The 24,144-nt window shown below is 69.6% G+C and carries 19 protein-coding genes; 15 read left to right on the plus strand and 4 right to left on the minus strand.

Annotation, left to right across the window (positions count from 1 at the left end; all coding sequences use genetic code 11):
- Positions 1–12 precede the first annotated feature (12 nt).
- The 5 genes from E5671_RS33535 (at position 13) to E5671_RS33555 (ending at position 8,450) form a co-directional block, all read left to right on the plus strand.
- Positions 13–1,416, plus strand: coding sequence for a diaminobutyrate--2-oxoglutarate transaminase family protein (locus E5671_RS33535; protein ID WP_160507606.1), 1,404 nt, complete (start codon positions 13–15; stop codon positions 1,414–1,416).
- 99 nt (positions 1,417–1,515) lie between these two features.
- Positions 1,516–3,612 (plus strand): IucA/IucC family protein, encoded by a 2,097-nt coding sequence (locus E5671_RS33540; protein WP_202121364.1) that lies wholly within the window; start codon positions 1,516–1,518, stop codon positions 3,610–3,612.
- Between the two features lie 36 nt (positions 3,613–3,648).
- A complete protein-coding gene (locus E5671_RS33545; protein ID WP_160507607.1) occupies positions 3,649–4,401 on the plus strand; it encodes a GNAT family N-acetyltransferase in 753 nt (250 codons plus the stop codon).
- 58 nt (positions 4,402–4,459) lie between these two features.
- Entirely contained in the window at positions 4,460–6,352 is a 1,893-nt protein-coding gene (locus tag E5671_RS33550) for an IucA/IucC family protein (RefSeq protein WP_443032731.1), read from the plus strand.
- A gap of 55 nt (positions 6,353–6,407) precedes the next feature.
- Entirely contained in the window at positions 6,408–8,450 is a 2,043-nt protein-coding gene (locus E5671_RS33555; protein WP_237330282.1) for an ATP-dependent DNA helicase, read from the plus strand.
- Positions 8,451–8,548: 98 nt separating this feature from the next.
- Here the strand turns inward: E5671_RS33555 and lexA are convergent, their stop codons facing one another.
- Positions 8,549–9,328, minus strand: coding sequence for a transcriptional repressor LexA (gene lexA, locus E5671_RS33560; protein ID WP_160507608.1), 780 nt, complete (start codon positions 9,326–9,328; stop codon positions 8,549–8,551).
- A 495-nt stretch (positions 9,329–9,823) separates the two neighbouring features.
- Between lexA and nrdR the strand changes: the two genes are divergently transcribed.
- Both nrdR and E5671_RS33570 read left to right on the plus strand, forming a co-directional pair.
- Entirely contained in the window at positions 9,824–10,378 is a 555-nt protein-coding gene (gene nrdR, locus E5671_RS33565) for a transcriptional regulator NrdR (protein ID WP_160507609.1), read from the plus strand.
- Positions 10,379–10,513: 135 nt separating this feature from the next.
- The gene (locus E5671_RS33570; RefSeq protein WP_160507610.1) at positions 10,514–13,417 is read left to right on the plus strand and encodes a vitamin B12-dependent ribonucleotide reductase; all 2,904 of its coding nucleotides are present in this window, start codon (positions 10,514–10,516) and stop codon (positions 13,415–13,417) included.
- A 65-nt stretch (positions 13,418–13,482) separates the two neighbouring features.
- On the opposite strand, the gene E5671_RS33575 is transcribed toward E5671_RS33570, so the two are convergent.
- On the minus strand, positions 13,483–14,010 hold the full coding sequence (locus tag E5671_RS33575; RefSeq protein ID WP_160507611.1) for a TerD family protein: 528 nt from the start codon (positions 14,008–14,010) through the stop codon (positions 13,483–13,485).
- 148 nt (positions 14,011–14,158) lie between these two features.
- Between E5671_RS33575 and E5671_RS33580 the strand changes: the two genes are divergently transcribed.
- The 5 genes from E5671_RS33580 (at position 14,159) to E5671_RS33600 (ending at position 19,159) form a co-directional block, all read left to right on the plus strand.
- The gene (locus E5671_RS33580; RefSeq protein ID WP_160507612.1) at positions 14,159–14,899 is read left to right on the plus strand and encodes an arylamine N-acetyltransferase family protein; all 741 of its coding nucleotides are present in this window, start codon (positions 14,159–14,161) and stop codon (positions 14,897–14,899) included.
- 33 nt (positions 14,900–14,932) lie between these two features.
- Positions 14,933–15,538 carry a DUF4937 domain-containing protein gene (locus tag E5671_RS33585; protein ID WP_160507613.1) on the plus strand — a complete coding sequence of 202 codons (606 nt, stop codon included), beginning with the start codon at positions 14,933–14,935 and terminating at the stop codon, positions 15,536–15,538.
- A 129-nt stretch (positions 15,539–15,667) separates the two neighbouring features.
- Positions 15,668–16,327 carry a histidine phosphatase family protein gene (locus E5671_RS33590; RefSeq protein ID WP_160507614.1) on the plus strand — a complete coding sequence of 220 codons (660 nt, stop codon included), beginning with the start codon at positions 15,668–15,670 and terminating at the stop codon, positions 16,325–16,327.
- Positions 16,328–16,357: 30 nt separating this feature from the next.
- Entirely contained in the window at positions 16,358–17,266 is a 909-nt protein-coding gene (locus E5671_RS33595) for an ADP-ribosylglycohydrolase family protein (RefSeq protein WP_160507615.1), read from the plus strand.
- A 126-nt stretch (positions 17,267–17,392) separates the two neighbouring features.
- Positions 17,393–19,159 carry a DUF4153 domain-containing protein gene (locus E5671_RS33600; protein WP_160507616.1) on the plus strand — a complete coding sequence of 589 codons (1,767 nt, stop codon included), beginning with the start codon at positions 17,393–17,395 and terminating at the stop codon, positions 19,157–19,159.
- 141 nt (positions 19,160–19,300) lie between these two features.
- Here the strand turns inward: E5671_RS33600 and E5671_RS33605 are convergent, their stop codons facing one another.
- Positions 19,301–20,857, minus strand: a complete 1,557-nt coding sequence (locus E5671_RS33605; protein WP_160507617.1) for a DHA2 family efflux MFS transporter permease subunit — start codon at positions 20,855–20,857, stop codon at positions 19,301–19,303.
- A gap of 149 nt (positions 20,858–21,006) precedes the next feature.
- Here E5671_RS33605 and E5671_RS33610 point away from each other — a divergent pair, with 149 nt between their 5' ends.
- The 3 genes from E5671_RS33610 to E5671_RS33620 all read left to right on the plus strand — a co-directional run bounded on the left by E5671_RS33610 (position 21,007) and on the right by E5671_RS33620 (position 23,131).
- Positions 21,007–21,621 carry a TetR/AcrR family transcriptional regulator gene (locus E5671_RS33610; protein WP_160507618.1) on the plus strand — a complete coding sequence of 205 codons (615 nt, stop codon included), beginning with the start codon at positions 21,007–21,009 and terminating at the stop codon, positions 21,619–21,621.
- A 56-nt stretch (positions 21,622–21,677) separates the two neighbouring features.
- The gene (locus E5671_RS33615; RefSeq protein WP_160507619.1) at positions 21,678–22,379 is read left to right on the plus strand and encodes a ribonuclease HII; all 702 of its coding nucleotides are present in this window, start codon (positions 21,678–21,680) and stop codon (positions 22,377–22,379) included.
- Positions 22,380–22,456: 77 nt separating this feature from the next.
- Positions 22,457–23,131 (plus strand): hypothetical protein, encoded by a 675-nt coding sequence (locus E5671_RS33620; RefSeq protein WP_160507620.1) that lies wholly within the window; start codon positions 22,457–22,459, stop codon positions 23,129–23,131.
- A gap of 214 nt (positions 23,132–23,345) precedes the next feature.
- Here E5671_RS33620 and E5671_RS33625 read toward each other — a convergent pair whose 3' ends face one another.
- Complete coding sequence (locus E5671_RS33625; protein WP_160507621.1) at positions 23,346–23,984, minus strand: hypothetical protein; 639 nt, start codon at positions 23,982–23,984, stop codon at positions 23,346–23,348.
- Between the last annotated feature and the right edge of the window lie 160 nt (positions 23,985–24,144).

Genomic DNA, 24,144 nt, shown 5'->3' on the forward strand with positions numbered 1-24,144 from the left:
GGACCAACAGTCGTGGCCGTGACCGAGCCGGCGCCCGCGGCGGTTTCCGCGGGGCACTCCGCAGCACACGAGGGGATCCTGCGACGCCAGTCGGCGCGCGAGTCGGCGGCGCGCACCTATGCGCGCGCCCTGCCGATCGTGCCGGTACGGGCGCGCGGCCTGACGATCGAGGGCGCCGACGGGCGGCGCTACCTCGACTGCCTCTCGGGTGCGGGGACCCTGGCCCTCGGGCACAACCATCCGGTCGTGCTCGAGGCGATCAGAAAGGTCCTCGACTCGGGGGCTCCGCTGCACGTCCTCGACCTGGCGACGCCGGTCAAGGACGCCTTCACCACCGAGCTGTTCCACACGCTGCCCCGTGAACTCGCCGACCGCGCGCGGATCCAGTTCTGCGGCCCCGCCGGCACGGACGCGGTGGAGGCCGCGCTCAAACTCGTGCGGACGGCGACCGGACGTGACGGCATGCTCGCCTTCACCGGCGCCTACCACGGGATGACGGCAGGGGCGCTCGAAGCATCCGGCGGCGCACCGGACGTACGCGTCGCGCGCCTGCCCTACCCGCAGGACTACCGCTGCCCGTTCGGCATCGGCGGTGCGGACGGGGCCGAACTCGCGGCCCGCTGGACCGAGAGCCTCCTCGACGACACCAAGTCGGGTGTGTCCCGACCGGCCGGGATGATCCTCGAACCGGTGCAGGGCGAGGGCGGCGTGATCCCCGCCCCCGACGACTGGCTGCGCCGGATGCGCGAGATCACCGTCGCACGCTCGATCCCGCTCATCGCGGACGAGGTCCAGACCGGCGTCGGGCGCACCGGCACCTTCTGGGCCGTCGAGCACAGCGGCGTGGTCCCGGACGTGATGGTGCTGTCCAAGGCCATCGGCGGCAGCCTGCCCCTGGCCGTCGTGATCTACCGCGACGATCTCGACGTCTGGCAGCCCGGCGCCCACGCGGGCACCTTCCGCGGCAACCAGCTCGCCATGGCGGCCGGCGCGGCCACCCTCGCGTACGTCCGAGAGAACGGCCTCGCGGAACGCGCGGGAGTCCTGGGCGCCCGCATGCTCACCCAGCTGCGGTCCCTTGCCGCCGAACACCCCTGTATCGGCGACGTACGCGGCAGAGGCCTGATGATCGGCGTCGAACTCGTGGACCCGGCCGCCGCGGACCCGGCGGCTGTCCACTCCGTGCCTGCCGGACCCCTGGCCCGCTCCCCGCGCCCGCTTCCCCCGGCACCCGAACTCGCCGCAGCGGTGCAACGTGAATGCCTGCGCCGCGGCCTCATCGTCGAACTTGGCGGACGGCACTCCAGCGTCGTACGCCTCCTTCCTCCTCTCACCATCACGGACGAGCAGGCGGCCGCGATCCTCGACCGCCTCTCCGACGCGATCTCCGCGGCGGCGCGTCCGCACCACGGATAGCCACGCCGGACCCGGGCTGTCCTGCCGGACGGCCAAGAGACATCAGCACAGCTCCAGCCCGTCGCCCCGGAGCCCGAACGACTTCACAAGGAAGCCCTCTTGAACGCCACCCCCCCATCCGACGACCCACCCCACCCCCACGTCCCAGGCGTGTGCGGCACACAATCCTCGCTGGTGGCGGAGCCCGGCACGGTCCCCCGGCAGAAGGGAGGCCGGCAGACCGAACAGCTGCGAGGCGCGACCGCCGACCTCCTGGAACACCCGGATCCGCACACCGCCGCGCAGGTGGCCGCCATCGAGAACCTCCTGCGCTGCTGGGTACGCGAGAACGACTTCCCCGCCCCCGAGCAGGGCGCCCTGCGGATCCCGCTGGAGGCCAGCGGCACGGCCCTCCTCGTCCCCGTGTACTACTGGTCGGCCACCGGATGGCACCGCTTCGGTCTCCCGTACCTGGAAGACGGCCCGCAGAGCGCGCCCCCGGCCGACGCCGTCACCGTCGCCGCCCTGTTGGGCCGCGAGACCGGCCAACGCAGCGGAGCCGCCGCTCCGGACGAGCAGCCAGAGGAGTGGGCTGACGGGCAGGGAGGACCCGGCGCGGACGACGAGCCCGACCGCACCAACCCCGGCACCGGCACTGGTACCGGCACTGGCACTGGTACCGACTCCGACTCCGGTACCGACTCCGAACCCGGTCTCGGCACCGGCTCCGAATCCGGCCCCGGCAGCGAGGGCGAGCGGGTCGAGGGAGGGGACCTCGTCGGCCGCGTCGCCGATTCGGTGCGGCGCACCGCCACCTTCATCGCCGATCGCCGGAACAACCCGGGAGACGAGCCCGACCTCTTCCTCGCCGCCGAACAATCCCTGCTCCTCGGCCACCCCCTGCACCCCACACCGAAGAGCCGCGAGGGACTCTCCGACACCGAATCCCGGCTCTACTCACCGGAGTTGCGTGGCGCCTTCGCCCTGCACTGGATCGCCGTCGACCGGTCCGTACTCGCCGCGGACTCGGCCTGGACCGAGCGTGGCCGCACGCTCCCGGCCGAGCAGCTCACCGCACGCCTCGCCGGTCCGGACCTTCCGCTGCCACAAGGCCACGCCGCCCTGCCCCTGCACCCGTGGCAGATGCGTGAGCTCAGGCACCGTCCCGCGACCGCCGCTCTCCTGGAAGCCGGCCTCCTCCAGGACCTCGGCCCCCACGGCGCACCGTGGTACCCGACCTCATCCGTGCGCACCCTCTACCGCTCGGGCGCCCCGGCCATGCTGAAACTCTCGCTCGGCCTGCGCATCACCAACTCCCGTCGTGAGAATCTCCGCAAGGAACTCCACCGCGGCGTCGAGGTGCACCGCCTGCTGCGCAGCGGCCTCGCCGAGCAGTGGCAGGCCGTTCACCCGCGCTTCGACGTGATCCGCGACCCGGCCTGGCTCGCCGTGACCGGCCCCGACGGCGCGCCCGTCCCCGGGCTCGACGTCATGATCCGGCACAACCCCTTCGGCCCCGGTGACGACGCCACCTGCATCGCCGGACTCGTCTCGCCCAGGCCGTCACCGCACGCCACCGGACACGGCCGTCCCCTCATGCGCTCCCGGCTCGGCGAGATCGTCACCCGCCTCGCCGGACGGACGGGCCGCCCCCGGGGAGCCGTCGCCACGGAGTGGTTCCTGCGCTACCTGGAGAACGTCGTACGCCCCGTGCTCTGGCTGGACAGCGAGGCAGGTGTCGCCCTGGAAGCCCACCAGCAGAACACGCTCCTGCTGCTCGACTCCGACGGCTGGCCTGTGGGCGGCCGCTACCGCGACAACCAGGGTTACTACTTCCGCGAGTCCCGACGCGCCGAACTCGACCGAAGGCTTCCCGGCATCGGAGAGCACAGCGACACCTTCGTGTCCGACGAGGTGGCGGACGAGCGCTTCGCCTACTACCTCGGCATCAACAACGTCCTCGGCCTCATCGGAGCCCTGGGCGCCCAACGCCTGGCCGACGAACAGCTGTTGCTCGCGGCGTTCCGCCACTTCCTCGGCGACATCGTCTCCGGCCCGGCTTCGCTGCGTACGCCGCTGCCCGCCCTGCTCCTCGACTCACCCGTGCTGCGGTGCAAGGCCAATCTGCTGACCCGTCTCCGCGGGCTCGACGAGCTCGTGGGCCCGGTCGACACCCAGTCCGTCTACGTCTCCATCGCCAACCCCCTTCATTCCTGAGGAACATGACCGACCCTTTCTGAGAGGAGCGACGCCGTGCCTCCGCCTCCCCCCGATGCGAGCACCGACGCCGGAACCGAGTCCGCCACTGAACCCGCCCCCGAGTCCTCCGCCGCCGACAGGGCAGACGTCCAGGACACCCTGGACCTGCGCCTACCGGACGAACTCTTCGCGCTGTTCGGCGCCAGTGGGGCGGCGACGGCCGCCTCGTCAGCCGACGACCTGCTCGACAATGTCGCCGACTGGGGCCCCGCGACCACCTCGGCCGGTGTCTTCCAACTCGTCCCCGTGCGTATCGAACGCGACCTCCCCCTCATCAGCCGGTGGATGAACGACCCCGCCGTGGCGGCGTTCTGGGAGCTGGCCGGCCCCGATGCCGTCACGGAGGCGCATCTGCGTGCCCAGATGGACGGTGACGGACGCAGCGTCCCTTGCCTCGGTGTCCTGGACGGCACGCCGATGAGCTACTGGGAGGTCTACCGTGCGGACCTCGACGCCCTGGCCCGCCACTATCCGGCCCGCCCACACGACACCGGTCTTCACCTCCTCATCGGCGGTGTCGCCGACCGTGGCCGCGGGCTCGGCACCTCTCTGCTGAGAGCCGTCGCCGACCTCGTGCTCGACCGTCGTGCCTCATGCGCACGCGTCATCGCGGAACCCGACCTGCGCAACACCCCCTCCGTCTCCGCATTCCTGAGCGCCGGATTCCGCTTCGCCGCCGAGGTGGATCTCCCCGACAAGCGCGCGGCGCTCATGGTCCGTGACCGGGCCCTGCGCGCAGTGCTCTGACCCGCTCACTTTTAGTACACCGCTCGACCTGATCCGGTTCCCTCCCTGAGGAGTCCCCGTGCCGAATCCTTCCCTCCCCCCGACGCCCCGAGAACTGCCCGCTCTCCACGGCCCGTCCGCTCTCTACGACCCGCCCGAGCTGACCCCGGACAGGTGGGCGAGAGGCGGACGCCGCCTCCTCGCCAAAATGGTCGGTGAGTTCGCCTACGAGGAGATCATCGAGCCCGTCCCCGCCGGACCGGGCGACACGGACAGTTACAGCCTCCGCCTCGACGGCGACGGCGACGGCGAGCGCAGCGAGCCCCGGCAACCGACAGCAACAGCGCCCCGCCTCCTCTTCCGCGCCCGCCGTGGCTCGTACGGCAGCTGGCACGTCGACCCTGCCAGCCTCGCCCTGACCGAGGGCGAGGGGCCACCGCTTCCTTTCAGTGACCCCCTCCGCTTCCTCACCCGGGCCCGCCGCACCCTGGGAATCGACGGCGCCACTCTCGGCCACCTCATCCGCGAGCTGACCATCACGCTCTCCGCCGACGCCCGGCTCGACCAGACCGCCCTCCCCGCCGCGCGGCTCGCCGACCTCGGCTACGCCGAACTCGAAGGGCATCAGACCGGCCATCCCTGGCTCGTCCTCAACAAGGGCCGCATCGGGTTCTCCGCCAGTGACGCCGCCCGCTGGGCGCCCGAGGCCCGCCTCACGGCGGAGCTCCCTTGGATCGCGGTCCACACCGACCTCGCCGCCTACCGAGGCGTCGCCGGTCTGGACGCGGCAGAGAAGCTCTACACACGTGAACTCGCTCCCGCCACAAGGGAATCCTTCGCAGACATACTCAGGGCACGCGGCCTCGACCCGCACGCCTATCTCTTCTTGCCGGTGCATCCGTGGCAGTGGGACGACATCGTCCTGCCCCTCTTCGCCCCCTCTGTCGCCGCGGGAGCGATCGTGCCCCTCCCCACCGACGGCGATCTGCGGCTGCCCCAGCAGTCCATTCGTACGTTCCTGAATCTGTCCCGTCCCGACCGGCACACCGTCAAGCTGCCGCTGTCGGTCCTCAACACCCTGGTGTGGCGCGGCCTCCCGACCGAGCGCACTCTGGCTGCCCCCGCCGTCACGGCATGGATGCACGCCCTGCGCGACGCCGACCCCTTCCTGCGTGACGAATGCCGGGTGATTTTGCTCGGCGAGGTCGCGTCGGTGACCGTCGAGCACCCGCTGTACGACGGACTTCCCGAGGTCCCCTACCAATACAAAGAACTGCTCGGTGCGATCTGGCGCGAACCGATCACCCGGTATCTCGCCCCCGATGAGCGCGCCCGCACACTCGCCTCCTTGTTGCACACCGACCCGGACGGCAGGGCCTTCGTCGCCGAGTTGGTCGAGCGCTCGGGCCTTGCCCCCGAGGCCTGGCTGCGGCGCCTCTTCGGCGCCCTGCTGCCTCCGCTGCTGCAGTTCCTGTACCGGTACGGCACCGTGTTCTCCCCTCACGGGGAGAACGCCATCGTCGTCTTCGACGACAAGGACGTACCCGTCCGGCTCGCTGTGAAGGACTTCGTCGACGACATCAACGTCAGCGCCGAGGCCCTTCCCGAGCACGCGTCGATGCCGGACGACGTCCGCGACGTACTGCTCACCGAACGCCCCGACTTCCTCACACAGTTCATCCATTCAGGGCTCTTCGTGGGTGTCTTCCGCTACCTCGCCCCGCTCTGCCGCGAGCAGCTTGGCGTCCCGGAGAGCACCTTCTGGTCCCTCGTCCGCGCCGAGATCCTCCGCCACCAGGCGCGCGCCCCGCAGCTCAAGGAGCGGTACGAGATGTTCGACCTGCTCGCCCCGCGCATCGAGCGGCTGTGCCTCAACCGGAACCGGCTCCACCTCGACGGGTACCGGGACCGCCCCGAGCGCCCGCACGCCGCCGTGCACGGGAGCGTGCCGAACCCTCTGCATCAGCCTTGATCGAAGAAGCCTTGATCGAAGGATTGTCAGTGGAGACCCGTAGGGTGGTCGCGCTATGACAAAGCCCTCCCTTCCCGAGCTCCTGCACGCCGCCGTCACCGCCGTCGGCGGCACAGAGCGCCCTGGCCAGGTGACGATGGCCGAGACCGTCGCCGAGGCGATCGACGACGGTTCCCATCTGCTGATCCAGGCCGGCACCGGCACGGGCAAGTCCCTCGGCTATCTGGTGCCCGCGCTCGCACACGGTGAGCGCGTGGTGGTCGCTACGGCTACGCTCGCGCTGCAGCGTCAGCTCGTGGAGCGTGATCTGCCGCGGACCGTGGACGCCCTGCATCCCCTGCTGCGCCGCCGCCCCCAGTTCGCCATGCTCAAGGGCCGCTCGAACTACCTGTGCCTGCACCGCCTGCACGAAGGAGTGCCGCAGGAAGAGGAGGAGGGCCCGGGTCTCTTCGACCAGTTCGAGGCCGCCGCCCCCACGAGCAAGCTCGGCCAGGACCTGCTGCGAATGCGCGACTGGGCGGACGAGACCGAGACCGGCGACCGGGACGACCTCACCCCCGGGGTCTCCGACCGAGCCTGGTCCCAGGTGTCCGTCTCCTCCAGGGAGTGCCTGGGCGCGTCGAAGTGTGCGTACGGAGCGGAATGCTTCGCCGAGGCGGCGCGGGAGCGGGCCAAGCTCTCCGAGGTCGTCGTCACGAACCACGCGCTCCTCGCGATCGACGCCATCGAGGGCGCCCCTGTCCTCCCTCAGCACGAAGTGCTGATCGTGGACGAGGCCCATGAGCTGGTCTCCCGAGTGACCGGCGTCGCCACCGGCGAGCTCACCCCTGGCCAGGTCAACCGCGCCGTGCGCCGGGCCGCCAAGCTCGTCAACGAAAAGGCGGCAGACCAGCTCCAGACGGCGTCCGAAGGCTTCGAGCGGGTGATGGAGCTGGCGCTCCCCGGCCGCCTGGAGGAGGTCCCTGAGGACCTCGGGTATGCGCTGATGGCCCTGCGTGACGCCGCCCGCACGGTCATCTCGGCCCTCGGCTCCACCCGCGACAAGTCCGTCCAGGACGAGGACGCCGTACGCAAACAGGCCCTCGCCTCCGTCGAGACGATCCACGACGTGGCGGAGCGCATCACGAACGGCTCCGAGTGGGACGTCGTCTGGTACGAACGGCACGACCGCTTCGGGGCCTCGTTGCGGGTGGCGCCCATGTCCGTGTCGGGCCTGCTCCGCGAGAAGCTCTTCAGCGACCGCTCCGTGGTCCTCACGTCCGCAACGCTCAAGCTCGGCGGTGACTTCAACGGGGTGGGAGCCTCCCTGGGGCTCGCCCCCGAGGGCGTCGAGTCCGAGGACGCCCCGGCCTGGAAGGGCCTCGACGTCGGCTCGCCCTTCGACTACCGCAAGCAGGGGATCCTGTACGTCGCCCAGCACCTGGCCCGGCCGGGCCGCGAAGGCACGCGCAGCGACATGATCGACGAGCTGGCCGAACTGATCGAGGCGGCAGGCGGCCGTACGCTCGGCCTGTTCTCGTCCATGCGCGCCGCTCAGAACGCCGCCGAGGAGCTCCGCGGCCGCCTCGACATGCCCATCCTGCTGCAGGGCGAAGAGACGCTGGGCGAGCTGATCAAGAACTTCGCGGCGGACACGCGGACCTGCCTGTTCGGGACGCTTTCCTTGTGGCAGGGCGTCGATGTGCCCGGCGCCAGCTGCCAGTTGGTGGTCATGGACAAGATCCCCTTCCCGCGCCCCGACGACCCCCTGATGAGCGCGCGCCAGAAGGCCGTGGACGAAGGCGGTGGCAACGGCTTCATGGCCATCGCCGCGACGCACGCGGCACTCCTGATGGCACAGGGCGCGGGGCGGCTTGTGCGGGCCTCCGCGGACCGTGGAGTCGTCGCCGTCCTGGACCCCCGGCTCGCGACGGCGCGCTACGGCAGCTATCTGCGGGCTTCGCTGCCCGACTTCTGGTACACGACGGACCGCAATCAGGCGCGCCGCTCCCTGGCCGCGATCGACGCGGCGGCCAAGGCAGATCCCAAGCCCAACCCCAAGCCCGATCCGAAGGCCAATCCCCAGACGGACGGCGAGGACGAGGCCGCGGTGGAGTAGAGGGCCCGGCTCCGGTGCTCTGGGCCCGGACGCCTCCAGACGCAGCAGGGCCCCGGAACCGGCGCAGTTGGTTCCGGGGCCCGGTCAGGGGCGGAGGCTCACACTCGCCGCAGCACCGCCACCACCTTGCCGAGGATCGTGGCCTCGTCACCGGGGATGGGCTGATACGCGGAGTTGTGAGGCAGCAACCACACGTGTCCGTCCTCGCGCTTGAACCGCTTCACCGTCGCTTCGCCGTCGAGCATGGCGGCGACGATGTCGCCGTTCTCCGCGACCGGCTGGCGGCGCACCGTCACCCAGTCCCCGTCGCAGATGGCGGCCTCGATCATCGAGTCACCGACGACCTTGAGGACGAACAGCTCACCGTCACCGACGAGCTGCCGGGGGAGCGGGAAGACGTCCTCCACCGACTCCTCGGCGAGGATCGGGCCACCGGCCGCGATGCGGCCGACCAGCGGGACGTACGAGGCGGCGGGCTTGCCTGCCGTGTCCGTGGGCTGGCTGCTCGGCTGGTCCGAGCCACGCACCTCGTACGCTCGCGGGCGGTGCGGGTCGCGGCGCAGGAAGCCCTTCCGCTCCAGGGCCATCAGCTGGTGAGCGACCGACGAGGTGCTGGAGAGGCCTACCGCCTGCCCGATCTCCCGCATGGACGGCGGGTACCCCCGCCGCTGCACCGAGTCCCTGATGACCTCGATGACGCGGCGCTGCCGGTCGGTGAGCCCCGAGCTGTCGGCGCGGATGCCCGGAGGTCGTCCTGGTAGGGAGCGTGTGGGCTTGGTGCCCTCCGGGTCCGTGGCGTCATTCATGGCATGCACCGGCTCGAGTCGGCTCTGGCGGTCCTGGGCAGTGATGGTGGCGCTGTCTGCGGTGGTGGTCACGTCGGTCGGCCCCTCTCGAGATTGTCTCCCTAGTTAGCCAACGGTAGTTGCTTTCGAAAGGTTGCGCCAAACACACGTTCGAGTGAAAAATCGCAGAATGCCTGCCGCGATCATGCGTCTGGGTGTATGGCTAACGTTCGAGCCGACTGGCATTTCGGTTCATTACGGTACGCTTCACCGCCAGGGTCGCACCCCGCTCAGTGGGGCTCCCATACTGCCACTCGCAGCCCGGTCAACCCCGCACCGCCCCCTTCTCCGTGCGGCGCGCAAGGCGGGCTCGTACCCTTCCCGGCGAGCCGTGGGCACGCGACACGCGATGGGGCCGGATTTACGGCCAAACCCCAGATCTAGTGGTTGGATTGCAACCACGGCCCAGAAGTTGTGGTCCCCGGTCTTTCCAGGCCTTGGGCATCGCCTATGCTTGGGGCTGCTTCGAGGGCCTCATGGGCCTGTTGAGGCCTATGAGTCGTGTCTTGAAGGAGGGTTGGGAGTTCCATGCACTGCCCCTTCTGCAGGCACCCCGACAGTCGCGTGGTCGACAGTCGCACCACCGATGACGGCACGTCGATCCGCAGGCGCCGTCAGTGTCCCGATTGCTCCCGTCGTTTCACGACCGTGGAGACGTGTTCGCTGATGGTGGTCAAGCGATCCGGCGTGACCGAGCCTTTCAGTCGTACGAAGGTGATCAACGGCGTACGCAAGGCGTGCCAGGGGCGGCCGGTGACCGAGGACGCCCTCGCCCAGCTCGGCCAGCGGGTCGAAGAGGCGGTGCGGGCCACCGGGAGTGCCGAACTGACCACGCACGACGTGGGTCTGGCCATACTCGGTCCGCTGCAGGAGCTGGACCTCGTGGCCTACCTGCGCTTCGCGTCCGTGTATCGGGCGTTCGATTCACTTGAGGACTTCGAGGCTGCCATCGGGGAGCTGAGGGACCAGCGGGAAACGCGGCTCGACGACGAGCCGCAGAGCGCCGGCGGCGAGAGCGGCGTGAAGAAATGCGGGCCCGGAGGGACTGTCGAAGTCCCGGTGCCCGCCACTGCCGCCGACTGACCGGCTGACCGGCCGACGGCGGCACACACAGACCTGTTGCGGGCGCCTTCGCGGGCTTCCGCGGCACCAGACAACACCGTGTCACGGGAACATCGTGGCACTTCAGGGCGTTTTAGCCTGATACAGGGAGGCGGCATGACCGAGACGACGAGCGGCCCGGCACGAGGTTCCCGAGCCAAGGGATCCAAGGCCAGCAAGGGTCTGCGTATCGAGCGCATCCATACGACGCCCGGCGTGCATCCGTACGACGAGGTGGTCTGGGAGCGCCGAGACGTCGTCATGACCAACTGGCGCGACGGCTCGGTCAACTTCGAGCAGCGTGGCGTCGAGTTCCCCGACTTCTGGTCGGTGAACGCGGTCAACATCGTCACCAGTAAGTACTTCCGCGGGGCCGTTGGCACCCCGCAGCGCGAGACCGGCCTCAAGCAGCTGATCGACCGCATCGTGAAGACCTATCGGAAGGCCGGCGAGGACTACAGCTACTTCGCCTCGCCCGCCGACGCCGAGATCTTCGAGCACGAGCTGGCGTACGCCCTCCTGCACCAGATCTTCAGCTTCAACTCGCCGGTCTGGTTCAACGTCGGCACGCCCCAGCCGCAGCAGGTCTCCGCCTGCTTCATCCTGGCCGTCGACGACTCCATGGACTCGATCCTCGACTGGTACAAGGAAGAGGGGATGATCTTCAAGGGCGGCTCCGGCGCCGGCCTGAACCTCTCCCGTATCCGTTCCTCGAAGGAACTGCTGTCCTCCGGCGGCAACGCCTCGGGGCCGGTCTCCTTCATGCGCGGTGCCGACGCTTCCGCAGGAACGATCAAGTCGGGTGGCGCCACGCGCCGCGCGGCCAAGATGGTCATCCTCGATGTCGACCACCCCGACATCGAGGGCTTCATCGAGACCAAGGTGAAGGAAGAGGAGAAGATCCGCGCCCTGCGTGACGCGGGCTTCGACATGGACCTGGGCGGCGACGACATCACGTCCGTCCAGTACCAGAACGCCAACAACTCGGTCCGCGTGAACGACACGTTCATGAAGGCGGTCGAGGAGGGCGGCAAGTTCGGGCTGACCTCCCGCATGACGGGCGACGTCATCGAGGAGGTCGACGCCAAGTCGCTCTTCCGCAAGATGGCCGAGGCCGCATGGGCCTGTGCCGACCCCGGCATCCAGTACGACGACACCATCAACGCCTGGCACACCTGCCCGGAGTCCGGCCGGATCAACGGCTCGAACCCGTGCAGCGAGTACATGCACCTGGACAACACGTCCTGCAACCTCGCCTCGCTGAACCTGATGAAGTTCCTCAAGGACGACGGCCTGGGCAACCAGTCCTTCGACGCCGAGCGCTTCTCCAAGGTCGTCGAGCTGGTCATCACCGCGATGGACATCTCGATCTGCTTCGCGGACTTCCCGACGCAGAAGATCGGCGAGAACACCCGCGCCTTCCGCCAGCTGGGCATCGGCTACGCCAACCTCGGCGCCCTGCTGATGGCCACCGGTCACGCGTACGACTCCGACGGTGGCCGCTCCCTGGCGGGCGCCATCACCTCCCTGATGACGGGCAGGTCGTACAAGCGTTCCGCCGAGCTCGCCGCGGTCGTCGGTCCCTACGACGGCTATGCCAAGAACGCCACGCCGCACAAGCGCGTCATGAAGCAGCACGCCGACGCCAACGCCACGGCGCCCCGTGTGGACGACCTGGACACGCCGATCTGGGCCGCCGCCACGGAGGCCTGGCAGGACGTGATCCGCCTCGGCGAGAAGAACGGTTTCCGTAACTCCCAGGCGTCCGTCATCGCCCCGACCGGCACCATCGGTCTCGCGATGTCCTGCGACACCACGGGCCTTGAGCCCGACCTCGCCCTGGTCAAGTTCAAGAAGCTCGTCGGCGGCGGCTCGATGCAGATCGTCAACGGCACCGTGCCGCAGGCCCTGCGTCGCCTGGGCTACCAGGAGGAGCAGATCGAGGCGATCGTCGCCCACATCGCCGACCACGGCAATGTGATCGACGCCCCCGGTCTGAAGACCGAGCACTACGAGGTCTTCGACTGCGCGATGGGCGAGCGTTCCATCTCCGCGATGGGCCACGTCCGGATGATGGCGGCCATCCAGCCGTGGATCTCCGGAGCGCTCTCCAAGACGGTCAACCTCCCGGAGACGGCCACCGTCGAGGACGTCGAAGAGGTCTACTACGAGGCCTGGAAGATGGGCGTCAAGGCGCTCGCCATCTACCGCGACAACTGCAAGGTCGGCCAGCCCCTCTCCGCCAAGAAGAAGGAGAAGGAGAAGGCCGAGGTCACCGAGAAGACCGAGGACACGATCCGTGCCGCGGTCGAGAAGGTGGTCGAGTACCGCCCCGTCCGCAAGCGCCTTCCCAAGGGCCGTCCGGGGATCACCACCTCCTTCACCGTGGGTGGCGCCGAGGGCTACATGACCGCCAACTCCTACCCGGACGACGGTCTCGGTGAGGTCTTCCTGAAGATGTCCAAGCAGGGCTCGACCCTCGCGGGCATGATGGACGCCTTCTCGATCGCGGTCTCCGTGGGCCTGCAGTACGGCGTTCCGCTGGAGACGTACGTCTCCAAGTTCACGAACATGCGCTTCGAGCCGGCCGGCATGACGGACGACCCGGACGTGCGGATGGCGCAGTCGATCGTCGACTACATCTTCCGCCGCCTGGCGCTGGACTTCCTGCCCTTCGAGACCCGCTCCGCGCTCGGCATCCACTCGGCCGAGGAGCGTCAGCGTCACCTGGAGACCGGTTCGTACGAGCCGTCCATGGACGACTCGGACGTCGACGTCGAGGGGCTGGCCCAGTCAGCTCCGCGGCAGCCCGAGGTCCTGAAGGCGGTCGCCACGCCGAAGGCCCAGGCCGAGGCCGAGAAGCCCGCTCCGCAGCAGGCGCACACCAGCGCCGAGCTCGTCGAGATGCAGCTGGGCATCCAGGCCGACGCGCCGCTGTGCTTCTCCTGCGGGACGAAGATGCAGCGGGCCGGCTCCTGCTACATCTGCGAGGGCTGCGGCTCGACCAGCGGTTGCAGCTGATCGCTGACCTAGCCCGGTGAGGGGTTGGCGGAGCCGGAAGGCTCCGCCAACCCCTCACCGCGTTCTCAGAGTTCGCCGCCCATCAGCGCGGCGAAGGACGTCGGGTCGGCGTCGAACCCGCGGATGATCTCGCGGAAGGACCACGCGCCCGACTCGTCCCGGGTGAACTCGGCGATGGTGGCCGCCGTGGACCCGGAGACTCCGGAGAGGTCGCTGAGGGCGAGGTCCGTGTATCCATGGCGGATGCGTACCGAGGTGTTCGGGATGTCGCCGAACACCTTCTCCCCCTCGTGGGGCTGTATGGCCACACCGACCACCACGCGCGCGTACGTGGCCGCGAGCCGGCCGAGCTCCAGGGTCATGACCTCGTCGAAACCGAAGCCCTGTCCTGTCTTGCTGTCCCTGTTGAGGGTGATCGTCCCGTCGGGGGCGCGGCTGTCGAAATGCACCAGGTATGCGGGGCTGTCGTACGGAGCGCCCGCCGTGTAGGTCGCGGCGATGATGTCGAGATCGTGCGACGGCGAGCCCAGAGGGCTCGGATCCCACTTGAGCCCGACCTCGACCTTCTCAATTCCCTTGCTGACACTGCTCACCAGAGATCCCCCTCCTCGTAGTCCCCGCTGACGCCGGTGCTCTAGGCATGTCCAACAGACACGCTACGACGCATGACTGACATCACTGAAGTTCGCCGGTCGGAAAGGCTGTTCGCGTGCCGGCACAGTCCTGTGGATCATTGGCCGCATGACATGGAACGGGGAAGAACTGGACATCGACGCCTACTTGGCCAGAGTCGGCCACGAAGGGGAGGCGAAGCCCGACTTCGACACCCTCCGTGCGCTCCACCGGGCCCATGTGGCGTCGATCCCCTTCGAGAACCTGGAGATGATGCTCGGCCGGCCCGTACCGCTGGACCTGGGGGCACTCCAGGACAAACTGCTGCGGCAGCGCAGAGGCGGCTATTGCTACGAGCAGAACCTCCTGTTCGCCGCCGCGCTGGACCGGATCGGATTCGCCGTCACGGGTCTCGGCGCCGAAGGGCTGCTCGAACCGATCCCTCTGGGGGACGAGGGGGACGAGGGGGACGTACGGCAGGACGTGCGACAAGGAGAGTGGCGGTTCGGGATCGTCCAGGAATCAAACGGTGCGCGGGTGTTGCGGACCGAGCACAAGGGCGGCTGGTTCGATCTCTACGAATACACGCTGGAAGAACGCCTTCCCGTCGACTACGTAGTCATGAACCACTACACATCGACCCACCCCATGTCGTCGTTCATCCGCCGACCGGTGATCCAGAGGGCCGCTCCGGAGGCGCGCCGTACCTTGGTCGGCGAGCACCTGACGGTGACGCGACCGGACGGCACATCGGACGAACGCGACGTATCCGTCGAGGAGTTGGGGGATGTGCTCGACCGTGAGTTCGGTATTGAACTGAGCGCCGATGATCGTGCCGAGCTGATCCGGGCGCACTACGCCGGAGCGTGACCCGGGCCACGCTCGGCGCCGTACGATGGCGCGGTGCTGGTCAAGTGGATTCGCTGCACCGTGGTGGACCGACGGGGGTTCGAGCGGGGACAGCGAAAGTGGGCGGGGCTTCTGGGGGAGCCGGGGTTCCGGGGACAGGGCGGGGGGTGGAGTCGGGAGCGGCCGGGCGTGGCGCACGTCTTCGGCTTCTGGGAGAGCCGGGCCTTCTACGACTCCTTCATGGCACGCTCCCACGACCGGCTCGCCACCGCGCAGTCAGGCACCTTCAAGGACATCCAGATCAAGCTCTTCGACCACCGTTTCGACGTGAAGACGGGCTTCGAGCCGCGCTTCACGGACGCCGACGTGGTGCGGGTGGCGCACTGCCGGGTCCATGAGGCGAGGGTGGAGCACTTCGCGCTCATGCAGGAGAAGGTCTGGAACCCGGCGATGGCGGGCTCTCCGGGGATGGTGCGCGGGCTCTTCGGCGAGGCGCCCGGGCACGAGTTCCTCGTCCTTTCGATGTGGCTGTCGGCCGCCGAGCACGGCAAGTACCGCAGGGAACGGGTGGAGCGCCTCTCGCTGCGGGCCCAGACGGAGGCCGATGTCGCGGCGCTGGCCGGTGACATCGTGGAACTCGAGCCGTCGTGGACAGTGTGACGCCGCGCGCGGTGACCTGCCGCGCGTAAGGGCGCGACCGGCGTCGCGGGCCGCGGCCGCATACGCCGGATGGAGCCCGTACGGCCGACCGGTTGAGCCGCCGGGGAGGGCCCGATCTAGGGTTTCCATATGGCACGTCCGCAGCGCATCTTCCTTGTCCGGCACGGCGAGTCGGCCGGAAACGCCGACGACACCGTGTACGAACGCGAACCCGACCACGCGCTGGCGCTCACCGAGAAGGGGTGGCGGCAGGCGGACGAGACGGGCGAGCAGCTACGGGAGGCCGTCGGCCTGGAGCGGGTGAGTGTGTACGTCTCGCCCTACCGCCGCACCCACGAGACCTTCCGGGCCATGCGGCTCGACCCCGACCTCGTGCGGATCCGCGAGGAGCCGCGGCTGCGGGAGCAGGACTGGGGGAACTGGCAGGACAGGGACGACGTCAGACTGCAGAAGGCGTACCGCGACGCGTACGGGCACTTCTTCTACCGCTTTGCCCAGGGCGAGTCCGGGGCCGACGTGTACGACAGGGTGGGCGCGTTCCTGGAGAGCCTCTACCGCAGCTTCGAGGCTCCGGACCATCCGCCGAACGTTCTCCTCGTCACCCACGGCCTGACCATGCGGCTGTTCTGCATGCGCTGGTTCCACTGGTCGGTGGCGGAGTTCGAGTCGCTGTCGAATCCCGGGAACGGCGAGATGCGGACGCTGGTGCTCGGCGAAGACGGCAAGTACACACTGGACCGGCCGTTCGAACGCTGGCGCGAGCCCGAACCGTACGGCGTCACCGGATAGGGCGGCGTCACCGGATAGAGTGGCAGAGCGATGACCGCTGACTCCTCTCCCGACCGGCGCCTGGCCCGCGCTCTGGCCAGCCTGCGTGGACTGGCGGTGGGGGACGCGCTGGGCTCTCAGTTCTTCGTGCCCGCGAACTACCCGCTGCTGAAGCGCCGGGAAGCGCCCCCAGGCCCCTGGCAGTGGACCGACGACACCGAGATGGCCTGCTCCGTGCTCGCGGTCCTGGTTCGGCACGACCGGATCGACCAGGACGCGCTCGCCCTCTCCTTCGCCGAGCACCATGACTTCGACCGCGGCTACGGCCCCGCCGTGAACCGTCTGCTCAGGCAGGTCCGGGAAGGCGGGGACTGGCGGGAGCTGGCCTCCGCGCTGTTCAAGGGGCAGGGCTCCTGGGGCAACGGAGCTGCCATGCGGATCGCCCCGCTCGGCGCCTGGTACGCGGACGATCCGGAGCAGGCGACGCACCAGGCGGAGATCTCCGCGTACCCCACGCACCAGCACCGTGAGGCGGTCGTGGGAGCCATGGCGGTGGCCGCCGCCGCGGCGCTGACCGCCGACTCCGCGGGGCCGCCCGCACCGAAGGCGCTGCTGGACGGCGTCATCGACCTCGTGCCCCGCAGCGCCGTGGGGGCGGGGCTCCGTCGCGCTCGGGACATGCTCGACTACGGGGACGCGGCCACGGTCGCCGCGGTGCTTGGCTGCGGCCGCCGCACGACGGCTCATGACACGGTGCCGTTCGCGCTGTGGTCGGCCGCCCGTGGCCTCGGCGCCTATGAGCGCGCCATCTGGTCAACCGCCCAGGTGGGCGGCGACATGGACACGACCTGCGCCATCGTGGGCGGAGTGGTCGCTTCCGGCGAGGGCGGGGCGCCTTCGGGGGAGTGGCTGGAGCGGACCGAGGAGTTGCCCGGCTGGGTGCCGGTCACTACGGGCTGACCAGGGGTTCCGGCGTGACTGTCACGGTCATGCCACAGCATGGCCGATGCGGGGGCCGTCGACGGTCTCGCGGCTACTCTTTCCGGCAGGCCGCAAGTTGATCATGACTTGCGTGTCCTCAACGAGATGCCGGTTCGCCCGGCGGCCCCGCCACGCGTGCGTGCCGTCTGCTGCACATGTGCACATGCGGATGCTGCACGTGCGGATGCTGTACGTGCGGACCGGCCGGGAGGGGGTCCCGTGTCCGAAACAGCGTCCACGCCTGAGCCATCAGATGGGGAAGATTCACCAGCAGATTCAGCAAGAGATTCGGTCAGAGATTCAGTAAGAGATTCAGCAGGAGAACCGCTGAGGCGCCCTCGAGCGGAGAGCGGCCCACGGCCTCATCCCGACTGGGCGTACCCGGGTGGCGGGTACAAGCACGAGCCGTTGCTGGCCGACCTGCGGGCAGATCCGCCCGCCCCGGTCCGGACGGGCACGCTCGGCGCGGTGCTCGCGACCGGCCTGCTGAGCATGCTGCTGCTCGGCGACGGGCTCGCGATCAACCTGCTGATCGTCGCCGTGCCGGCCGCCCTCGCCGCGTACTTCTCCGCCGAGCAGGCCGGTCGCAGGCCGCGCCCATGGACGCTGACCTGGGCGGCCGGTGGCCTCGCGCTGCTTGCCGTGCCCGCGCTGCGGGACGCGGGCTGGCCCTCGTTCCTCGCCATCGTCTCCGCCATTGCTCTGGGCTCGCTCGCGCTGCACGGCTGCCGTACCTGGCCCGGCGTGCTGCTCGGGCCGATCGGTCTCTTCGAAGCGGTGCTCTCCGGCCTTGGCTGGGGCTGGCGCGGGGCGCGGAGCCGGGCGAGCGGGTCCCGGAGCGGCCCCGTGCTGCGGGCGGTCGCGGTGACCGCCGTGCTGCTGCTGGTCTTCGGTGCGCTGTTCGCCGGGGCCGATGCCGCCTTCGCGGGGCTCCTGGGCGATCTGATGCCCGACGCCTCCGTTGCCGACGGGCCGTGGCGTCTGCTGCTCTTCGCGGTCGGTGTCGTCGGAGCGCTCGCCGCGGCTCGCACCGCTGCCGCTCCCGTGCGCTGGGACCGGCTCGTCGTAGGTCCCGGCCGTGAGCGGGGCCGCGTCGAGTGGGCGTTGCCGCTGATCGTCTTGAACCTGCTGTTCGCGGCGTTCAACGCGGTGCAGTTGGCCGTGCTCTTCGGCGGGTACGACGCGGTCCTTGAGAAGACCGACCTCTCGTACTCCGCGTATGCGCGCCAGGGCTTCTGGCAGCTGCTCCTCGCCACGCTGCTCACCCTGGTCGTCATCGTCCTCGCCCTGCGCTGGGCGCCGCGGGCCGGGGCACGCGACCGAGGTCTGGTGCGGGCTGTGCTCGGCACGCTGTGCGCCCTCACGCTTGTCGTCGTCGCGTCGGCGGTGCGGCGCATGGACATGTACGTCGAGGCATACGGCCTGACCAGACTGCGTGTCTCGGTCGTGGCCGTGGAGCTCTGGCTCGGCGTGGTCATCGTGCTGATCATGGCGGCCGGGGTGTGGGGAACCCGCTGGCTGCCGCGCGCCGTCGCCGCGAGTGCCGCGGCCGGTGTGCTGGCCTTCGGACTCCTCTCGCCCGACGGCCTCATCGCCGAGCGCAATGTCCAGCGTTACGAGGACACCGGGAAGTTCGACCTGGAGTACGCGCGCGGGCTGTCCGCCGATGCCGCCCCGGCCGTCGACGGACTGCCGGAGCCGTTGCGCTCCTGCGCCCTTGAGGGCATCGCGAAGGGCCTCGGGTCCGAGCGTGGCCCTTGGTACGCCACCAGCCTCGGGGAGGCGAGGGCCAGAGAGATCATCGAGGACCGGCCGCCCACGGCACCCTCGGCGGGCTGTGCACGCACCGGCGAGGAGACCTCGTACCGCTGAGTCGCTTGTGATCGGCTATGGCGACGGAGGGGGGCGGTGGCGAGCTCCCGGGCCGCCCCCTCCGCCGTCGTGGCCGACCCGGTACGTACGCCACGGTGCAGCACGCACGCACGCACGTACGTACGCACGTACGCCCCCGTGTCAGCCGCCCGCCGGGCCCGCCGCGCTCGCCGTGCCGGACAACGCGTCCATGTCGCTCTTGCGCACCCGGACGAGCACCACGGCGGTGACCAGGGCGAGCACGGCCATGGCGACGGCCGGTATGAAGGCCGTCGAGATGCCCTCGGACAGCACTTCGTGTCCCCAGGGCGCGGGCAGTTCGCCGGTCTTGGCGAAGGCGGCCTTCTGTTCCGGCGAAGCGTTCGCCATGAAGTCCGCCATCTGCTCCTTGCCCTCGTCGCGGCTCGCCGTGCCGAACACCGTGGTCAGGATGGAGAGGCCGAGTGAACCGCCCACCTGCTGCGTCGCGTTGAGCAGCCCTGATGCCGCGCCCGCCTCGTTTTGGGCCACTCCGGAGACGGCTGTCAGTGTCAGGGTCACGAAGTTCAGACCCATGCCGAACCCGAACAGCAGCATCGGGCCGAGCACTCCGCCCACGTACGAACTGTCCGGGCTGATCAAGGTCTGCCAGCCGAGTCCGAGGGCGACGATGGCCGAGCCGGTCACCATGAACGGCTTGGGGCCGAGGACCGGAAGCAGCCGTTGGGAGATGCCCGCGCCCGCCACGATCGCGACCGTGACCGGCAGGAAGGCGAGACCGGCCTCGATCGGTGTGTAGCTCAGTACGTTCTGGACGAAGAGCACGATGAAGAAGAACATCCCGAACATCGCCGCGGCCAGGCTCAGCATGATCACGTACGAGCCCGAGCGGTTGCGGTCGGCGAACATCTTCAGCGGAGTGATCGGTTCCTTCGCCCGGCTCTCGATCAGGGCGAAGGCAAGGAGCAGCACGATCGCCGCGCCGAACGACCCCAGGGTGAGGTTGTCGCGCCAGCCGTCCTCGGACGCCCGGATGAAGCCGTAGACCAGGGAGGTCATGCCGAGGGTCGACGTGAGGGCGCCCGCGATGTCGAAACGGCCCGGATGGCGCTCGGACTCGCTGATGTAGAGCGGGGTGAGGAAGGCGATCAGGATGCCGATGGGTACGTTCACGAACAGCACCCAGCGCCAGTCGAGCCACTCCGTGAGCATGCCGCCGGCCAGCAGTCCGATGGCGCCGCCGCCCGCGGAGACGGCCGCGAACACGCCGAACGCGCGGTTGCGCTCGGGGCCTTCGGGAAACGTCGTGGTGATGAGGGCCAGGGAGGTGGGCGACGCGATCGCGCCACCTACGCCTTGCAGGGCGCGCGCGGCCAGTAACTGCCAGGGTTCCTGCGCGAATCCACCCAGGAGTGAGGCGAGGGTGAAGAGCAGGATGCCGGTCATGAAGACCCGGCGGCGGCCGAGGATGTCACCGGCCCGGCCGCCGAGGAGCAGCAGGCCACCGAAGGTGAGGGTGTACGCGCTGACGACCCAAGTGAGGTCTGTGGTGGAGAATTTGAGCGCGTCCTGAATGTGCGGGAGCGCGATGTTCACAATCGTCGCGTCTAGGACCACCATGAGTTGGCAGGCCGCGATGACGGTCAAGGCGATACCGGGTCGGCCCGCTCGGCGGGCGGCGCCTGGCTCTTGATCTTTGGCTAACTGAGAGGTTGTCACTATGGGTCCCCCACAAGTGCGTTAGTGAACGCCCCCGTTCACTGTTCCGTCTACGGTAGTGACTCCCCATCAGTGAACGCAACCGTTCACTGACACTGCCTCGTGCTTCAAGTAGTCCAACCTCCACGTACTCCAACGGAGAGATATCGATGGTTACTTCGCGCTGGAGCGCCGCAGCCGCTCAAACGGCCTCCCTGCGCCGCCGGGGCCCCGTGCTGGAACGGGCGATCCTCGAGGCCACGCTCGAGCAGCTCAGCACCGTCGGCTGGAACGGCCTGACGATGGAAGGCGTGGCCGCGGGCGCCCAGACCGGCAAGGCCGCCGTCTATCGCCGCTGGCCCTCCAAAGAGGACCTCGTCGTGGACGCGTTGCAGGCCGGTCTTCCGAAACTCGACTCCGCACCGGACTGCGGAGGGGTCAGGGAAGATCTTCTTCAGCTGTGCAGGCAGATGCGTGAGGCGATGTTCTCGCGGCCCGGATTCGCTCTCCGCTCGGTGCTTCACGAGTGCGACACGGTGGCGGCCGAGAGATTCCATGGAGTGATCTTCGACGGGGTCATCGGGCCGAGCGTGGAGCTGATCAAAGAGGTCGTACGCCGCGGGGTCGAGCGTGGTGAGGTGCGCGCGGAGGCCACGAACTCCTACGTATGCGATGTCATTCCGGCGATGATGATGTACCGCTCCAAGGTGTGCGGAAGCGAATGGGGGGACGAGGAGTTCGCCGAGCTGATCGACCAGGTCATGGTTCCGCTGCTTCGTCGGTAGGCCTGGGCGGGCCTGGGTGTCGCGGGCCGCATGCGGCGGCGTAGGCTGATGGCGCCATGCCGTACGAACCACCCACCCACACAGTCGAGCGCTCCCTTCGCGCTACCACCGGAGCGAAGATCGTTGCCGGAGTCGACGAAGTCGGGCGCGGCGCGTGGGCGGGACCGGTCACCGTATGTGCGGCGATCACGGGACTGCGCAGGCCGCCCGAAGGGCTCACCGATTCCAAGCTGATCACTCCCAAGCGGCGCACCACGCTCGCCGGGGAGCTGGAGAGCTGGGTCACGGCCTATGCCCTGGGGCACTCCTCGCCCGAGGAGATCGACGACATGGGGATGACCGCCGCGTTGCGGCTCGCCGCCGGGCGTGCCCTGGAGGCACTCCCGGTGCGTCCGGAAGCGGTGATCCTCGATGGGAAGCACGACTATCTCGGGACTCCCTGGCAGGTTCGTACGGTGATCAAGGGCGACCAATCCTGTGTGGCCGTCGCCGCGGCGTCGGTGATCGCCAAGGTTCGGCGCGACAAAATGATGGCCGAACTGGGTATCGAACATGCAGACTTCGGTTTTGCGGCCAACGCCGGCTATCCGTCGCCGGTGCACAAGGCCGCGCTGGCGGAGCGGGGGCCCACCCCGTACCACCGGATGTCGTGGGCGTATCTTGATGCGCTGCCCCAGTGGCGGCACCTCAAGAAGGCCCGCAGCTGGGCGGATGGAAGCGTTCCTGAAATCGAGGGGCAGCTCGGCTTCGATTTCTGACACTTCCGGCAGTTCCACTCGCACTCATGTGCCACCCGCCGATGCCACGCGCACCGGCGTTTGATAGACAACAACGCATGCCTCTCAGTCCCGAGGAGCCTCAGATTCACGAGAGTGCCCAGGGTCCCCGCGTGACCCCGGCCAGTGGCCGCATCACGCCGACCCCCCGCCCCGTACCCGGCCCGCGTCCCGCGGCTGCGCCGCGTCCTGGCCGACCGGGCCCCGCCCGGCCGACGCCGCCGGCGCAGCGCACGTCGCGTGAGCCGGCCGCCAAGCCCGGGCCGTCCGCCCCGGCTTCTTCCGGATCTTCCGCCGCTCCCGCTGGTCCCCCCGCGGGATCCGCCACGGACGCCGGTGCTTCGGTTCCGCAGATCCAGCTGATCCCGGCTTCCGTCGAGGGGGCGCTCGACGCCGCCGAGGAAGCCGTTGACCTGCTGCTCGACTCGGGCCGCGCTCCGGGTGAGGTGCTGGTGATCACCACCGGCGACCCGCACCCGTGGGCCACGCACGAGCTGTCGTTCGGCGAGACCTCCTACTGGGCTCAGCACGACGCGGGCGACGACGTCTTCTACGCCGAAGCCGCCGCCCTGGACCGTGCCGTGTCCCGCCCCGTGGTCGTCGTCGCCATCAACGGCGGCAGCGAGGAGACCGCGGTCGGCGCACTGCCGACGGCGCTCACCCGGGCCGGAGCTCTGCTGATCGTCTGCGGTGACCCGCAGCGGATCAACGCGATGCTGGGCGCGGGCGTCTGACGTTCGCTGTCCGACATCCGCGCACCGGGCTCCGGCTGCGACTGCCTGATGTTCGAGGGCGGGTGGACGGAGCCGGGCGTGGAGCGGCCGGTATCTGTGGCATGGCCGGGTGAGCTTCTAGCCGTGTGCGTCGCGTACCGCGCGACGTGGGCGGCCGGACGCGCGCCGGTCCATGCCTGTGGCCCGCCTCGCGGCGGGTGGTGCGGCGGGCGCCTCAGCGTGCCGCCGCTCGGCGCAGTACGTCGGACGCGGCGCCGCCGGTGCGCGGTGGTGGCGGATCGGTGTCGGCGAAGGCCTCCGGGGTCGAGCCGGTGCTGGGCCGACGGCCGCCACGACCCTCGCCGAGCACCTGCCAGCCGTCACGCGTCAGCGTGATGTAGGCGCCGCACCGCAGCCCGTGCAGCGTGCAGGCGTCCCGCAGCCCCCACATCCACGCCCCGTCCTCCTGGGTCCAACGCGCGTCTCCGTCACGGCAGTAGAGCAGGACGGCGGTGCGCACCGGAGAGCGGCGCCGCAGGTCGTGCGGGATGACCCGGCGCAGCTGCGCGAGCAGTGCGTTACGGAAGACCCAGCCGTCCGCCGTGCTCGGCCGCCGGGTGAACGAAGCGCTCGCCCGGAGCCGTTCCTCAGGATCGAGGACGGCGACGACGGCTGTCGCGGGCGTCGGGCGGTGCCGGGCGTGCAGGCCGCTGACGACGTCACGCGGATTGCGCAGCAGGGGAATTCCCGCGGCTGACCACTCCGCGGGCTCGAGCATCCGGGTCAGTCGGTTGGCGGAATCGGCGGACATCTCAGCCGACGTCGAAGACTCCGACATCGATGCCGCAGCGGACGGAGCGGATCCGAAGGTCACGGTCCTCCCTTCGGCTACGCGCCCAGAGGGCGGGGTCGGACTGGGGGAGCGCACCGCGGCACAGTGCTGCCGGGCCACGGGGAGCCGCGCGGGGAGCGATACCAATTCTTCCCGTCGGACTGCCTTGCGGCAACGAGCAATTGGGACCGCCGACCGGTAT

Origin of the sequence: Streptomyces sp. BA2, from assembly GCF_009769735.1 — a bacterium.
GTDB lineage: Bacteria > Actinomycetota > Actinomycetes > Streptomycetales > Streptomycetaceae > Streptomyces.

Coding starts and splice junctions, on each gene's coding strand:
- E5671_RS33615 (WP_160507619.1), top strand. CDS start 21,678: ATGCCGTACGAACCACCCACCCACACAGTCGAGCGCTCCCTTCGCGCT.
- nrdR (WP_160507609.1), top strand. CDS start 9,824: ATGCACTGCCCCTTCTGCAGGCACCCCGACAGTCGCGTGGTCGACAGT.
- E5671_RS33595 (WP_160507615.1), top strand. CDS start 16,358: ATGACCGCTGACTCCTCTCCCGACCGGCGCCTGGCCCGCGCTCTGGCC.
- E5671_RS33610 (WP_160507618.1), top strand. CDS start 21,007: ATGGTTACTTCGCGCTGGAGCGCCGCAGCCGCTCAAACGGCCTCCCTG.
- E5671_RS33580 (WP_160507612.1), top strand. CDS start 14,159: ATGACATGGAACGGGGAAGAACTGGACATCGACGCCTACTTGGCCAGA.
- E5671_RS33600 (WP_160507616.1), top strand. CDS start 17,393: ATGCCGGTTCGCCCGGCGGCCCCGCCACGCGTGCGTGCCGTCTGCTGC.
- E5671_RS33570 (WP_160507610.1), top strand. CDS start 10,514: ATGACCGAGACGACGAGCGGCCCGGCACGAGGTTCCCGAGCCAAGGGA.
- E5671_RS33555 (WP_237330282.1), top strand. CDS start 6,408: ATGACAAAGCCCTCCCTTCCCGAGCTCCTGCACGCCGCCGTCACCGCC.
- E5671_RS33620 (WP_160507620.1), top strand. CDS start 22,457: ATGCCTCTCAGTCCCGAGGAGCCTCAGATTCACGAGAGTGCCCAGGGT.
- E5671_RS33590 (WP_160507614.1), top strand. CDS start 15,668: ATGGCACGTCCGCAGCGCATCTTCCTTGTCCGGCACGGCGAGTCGGCC.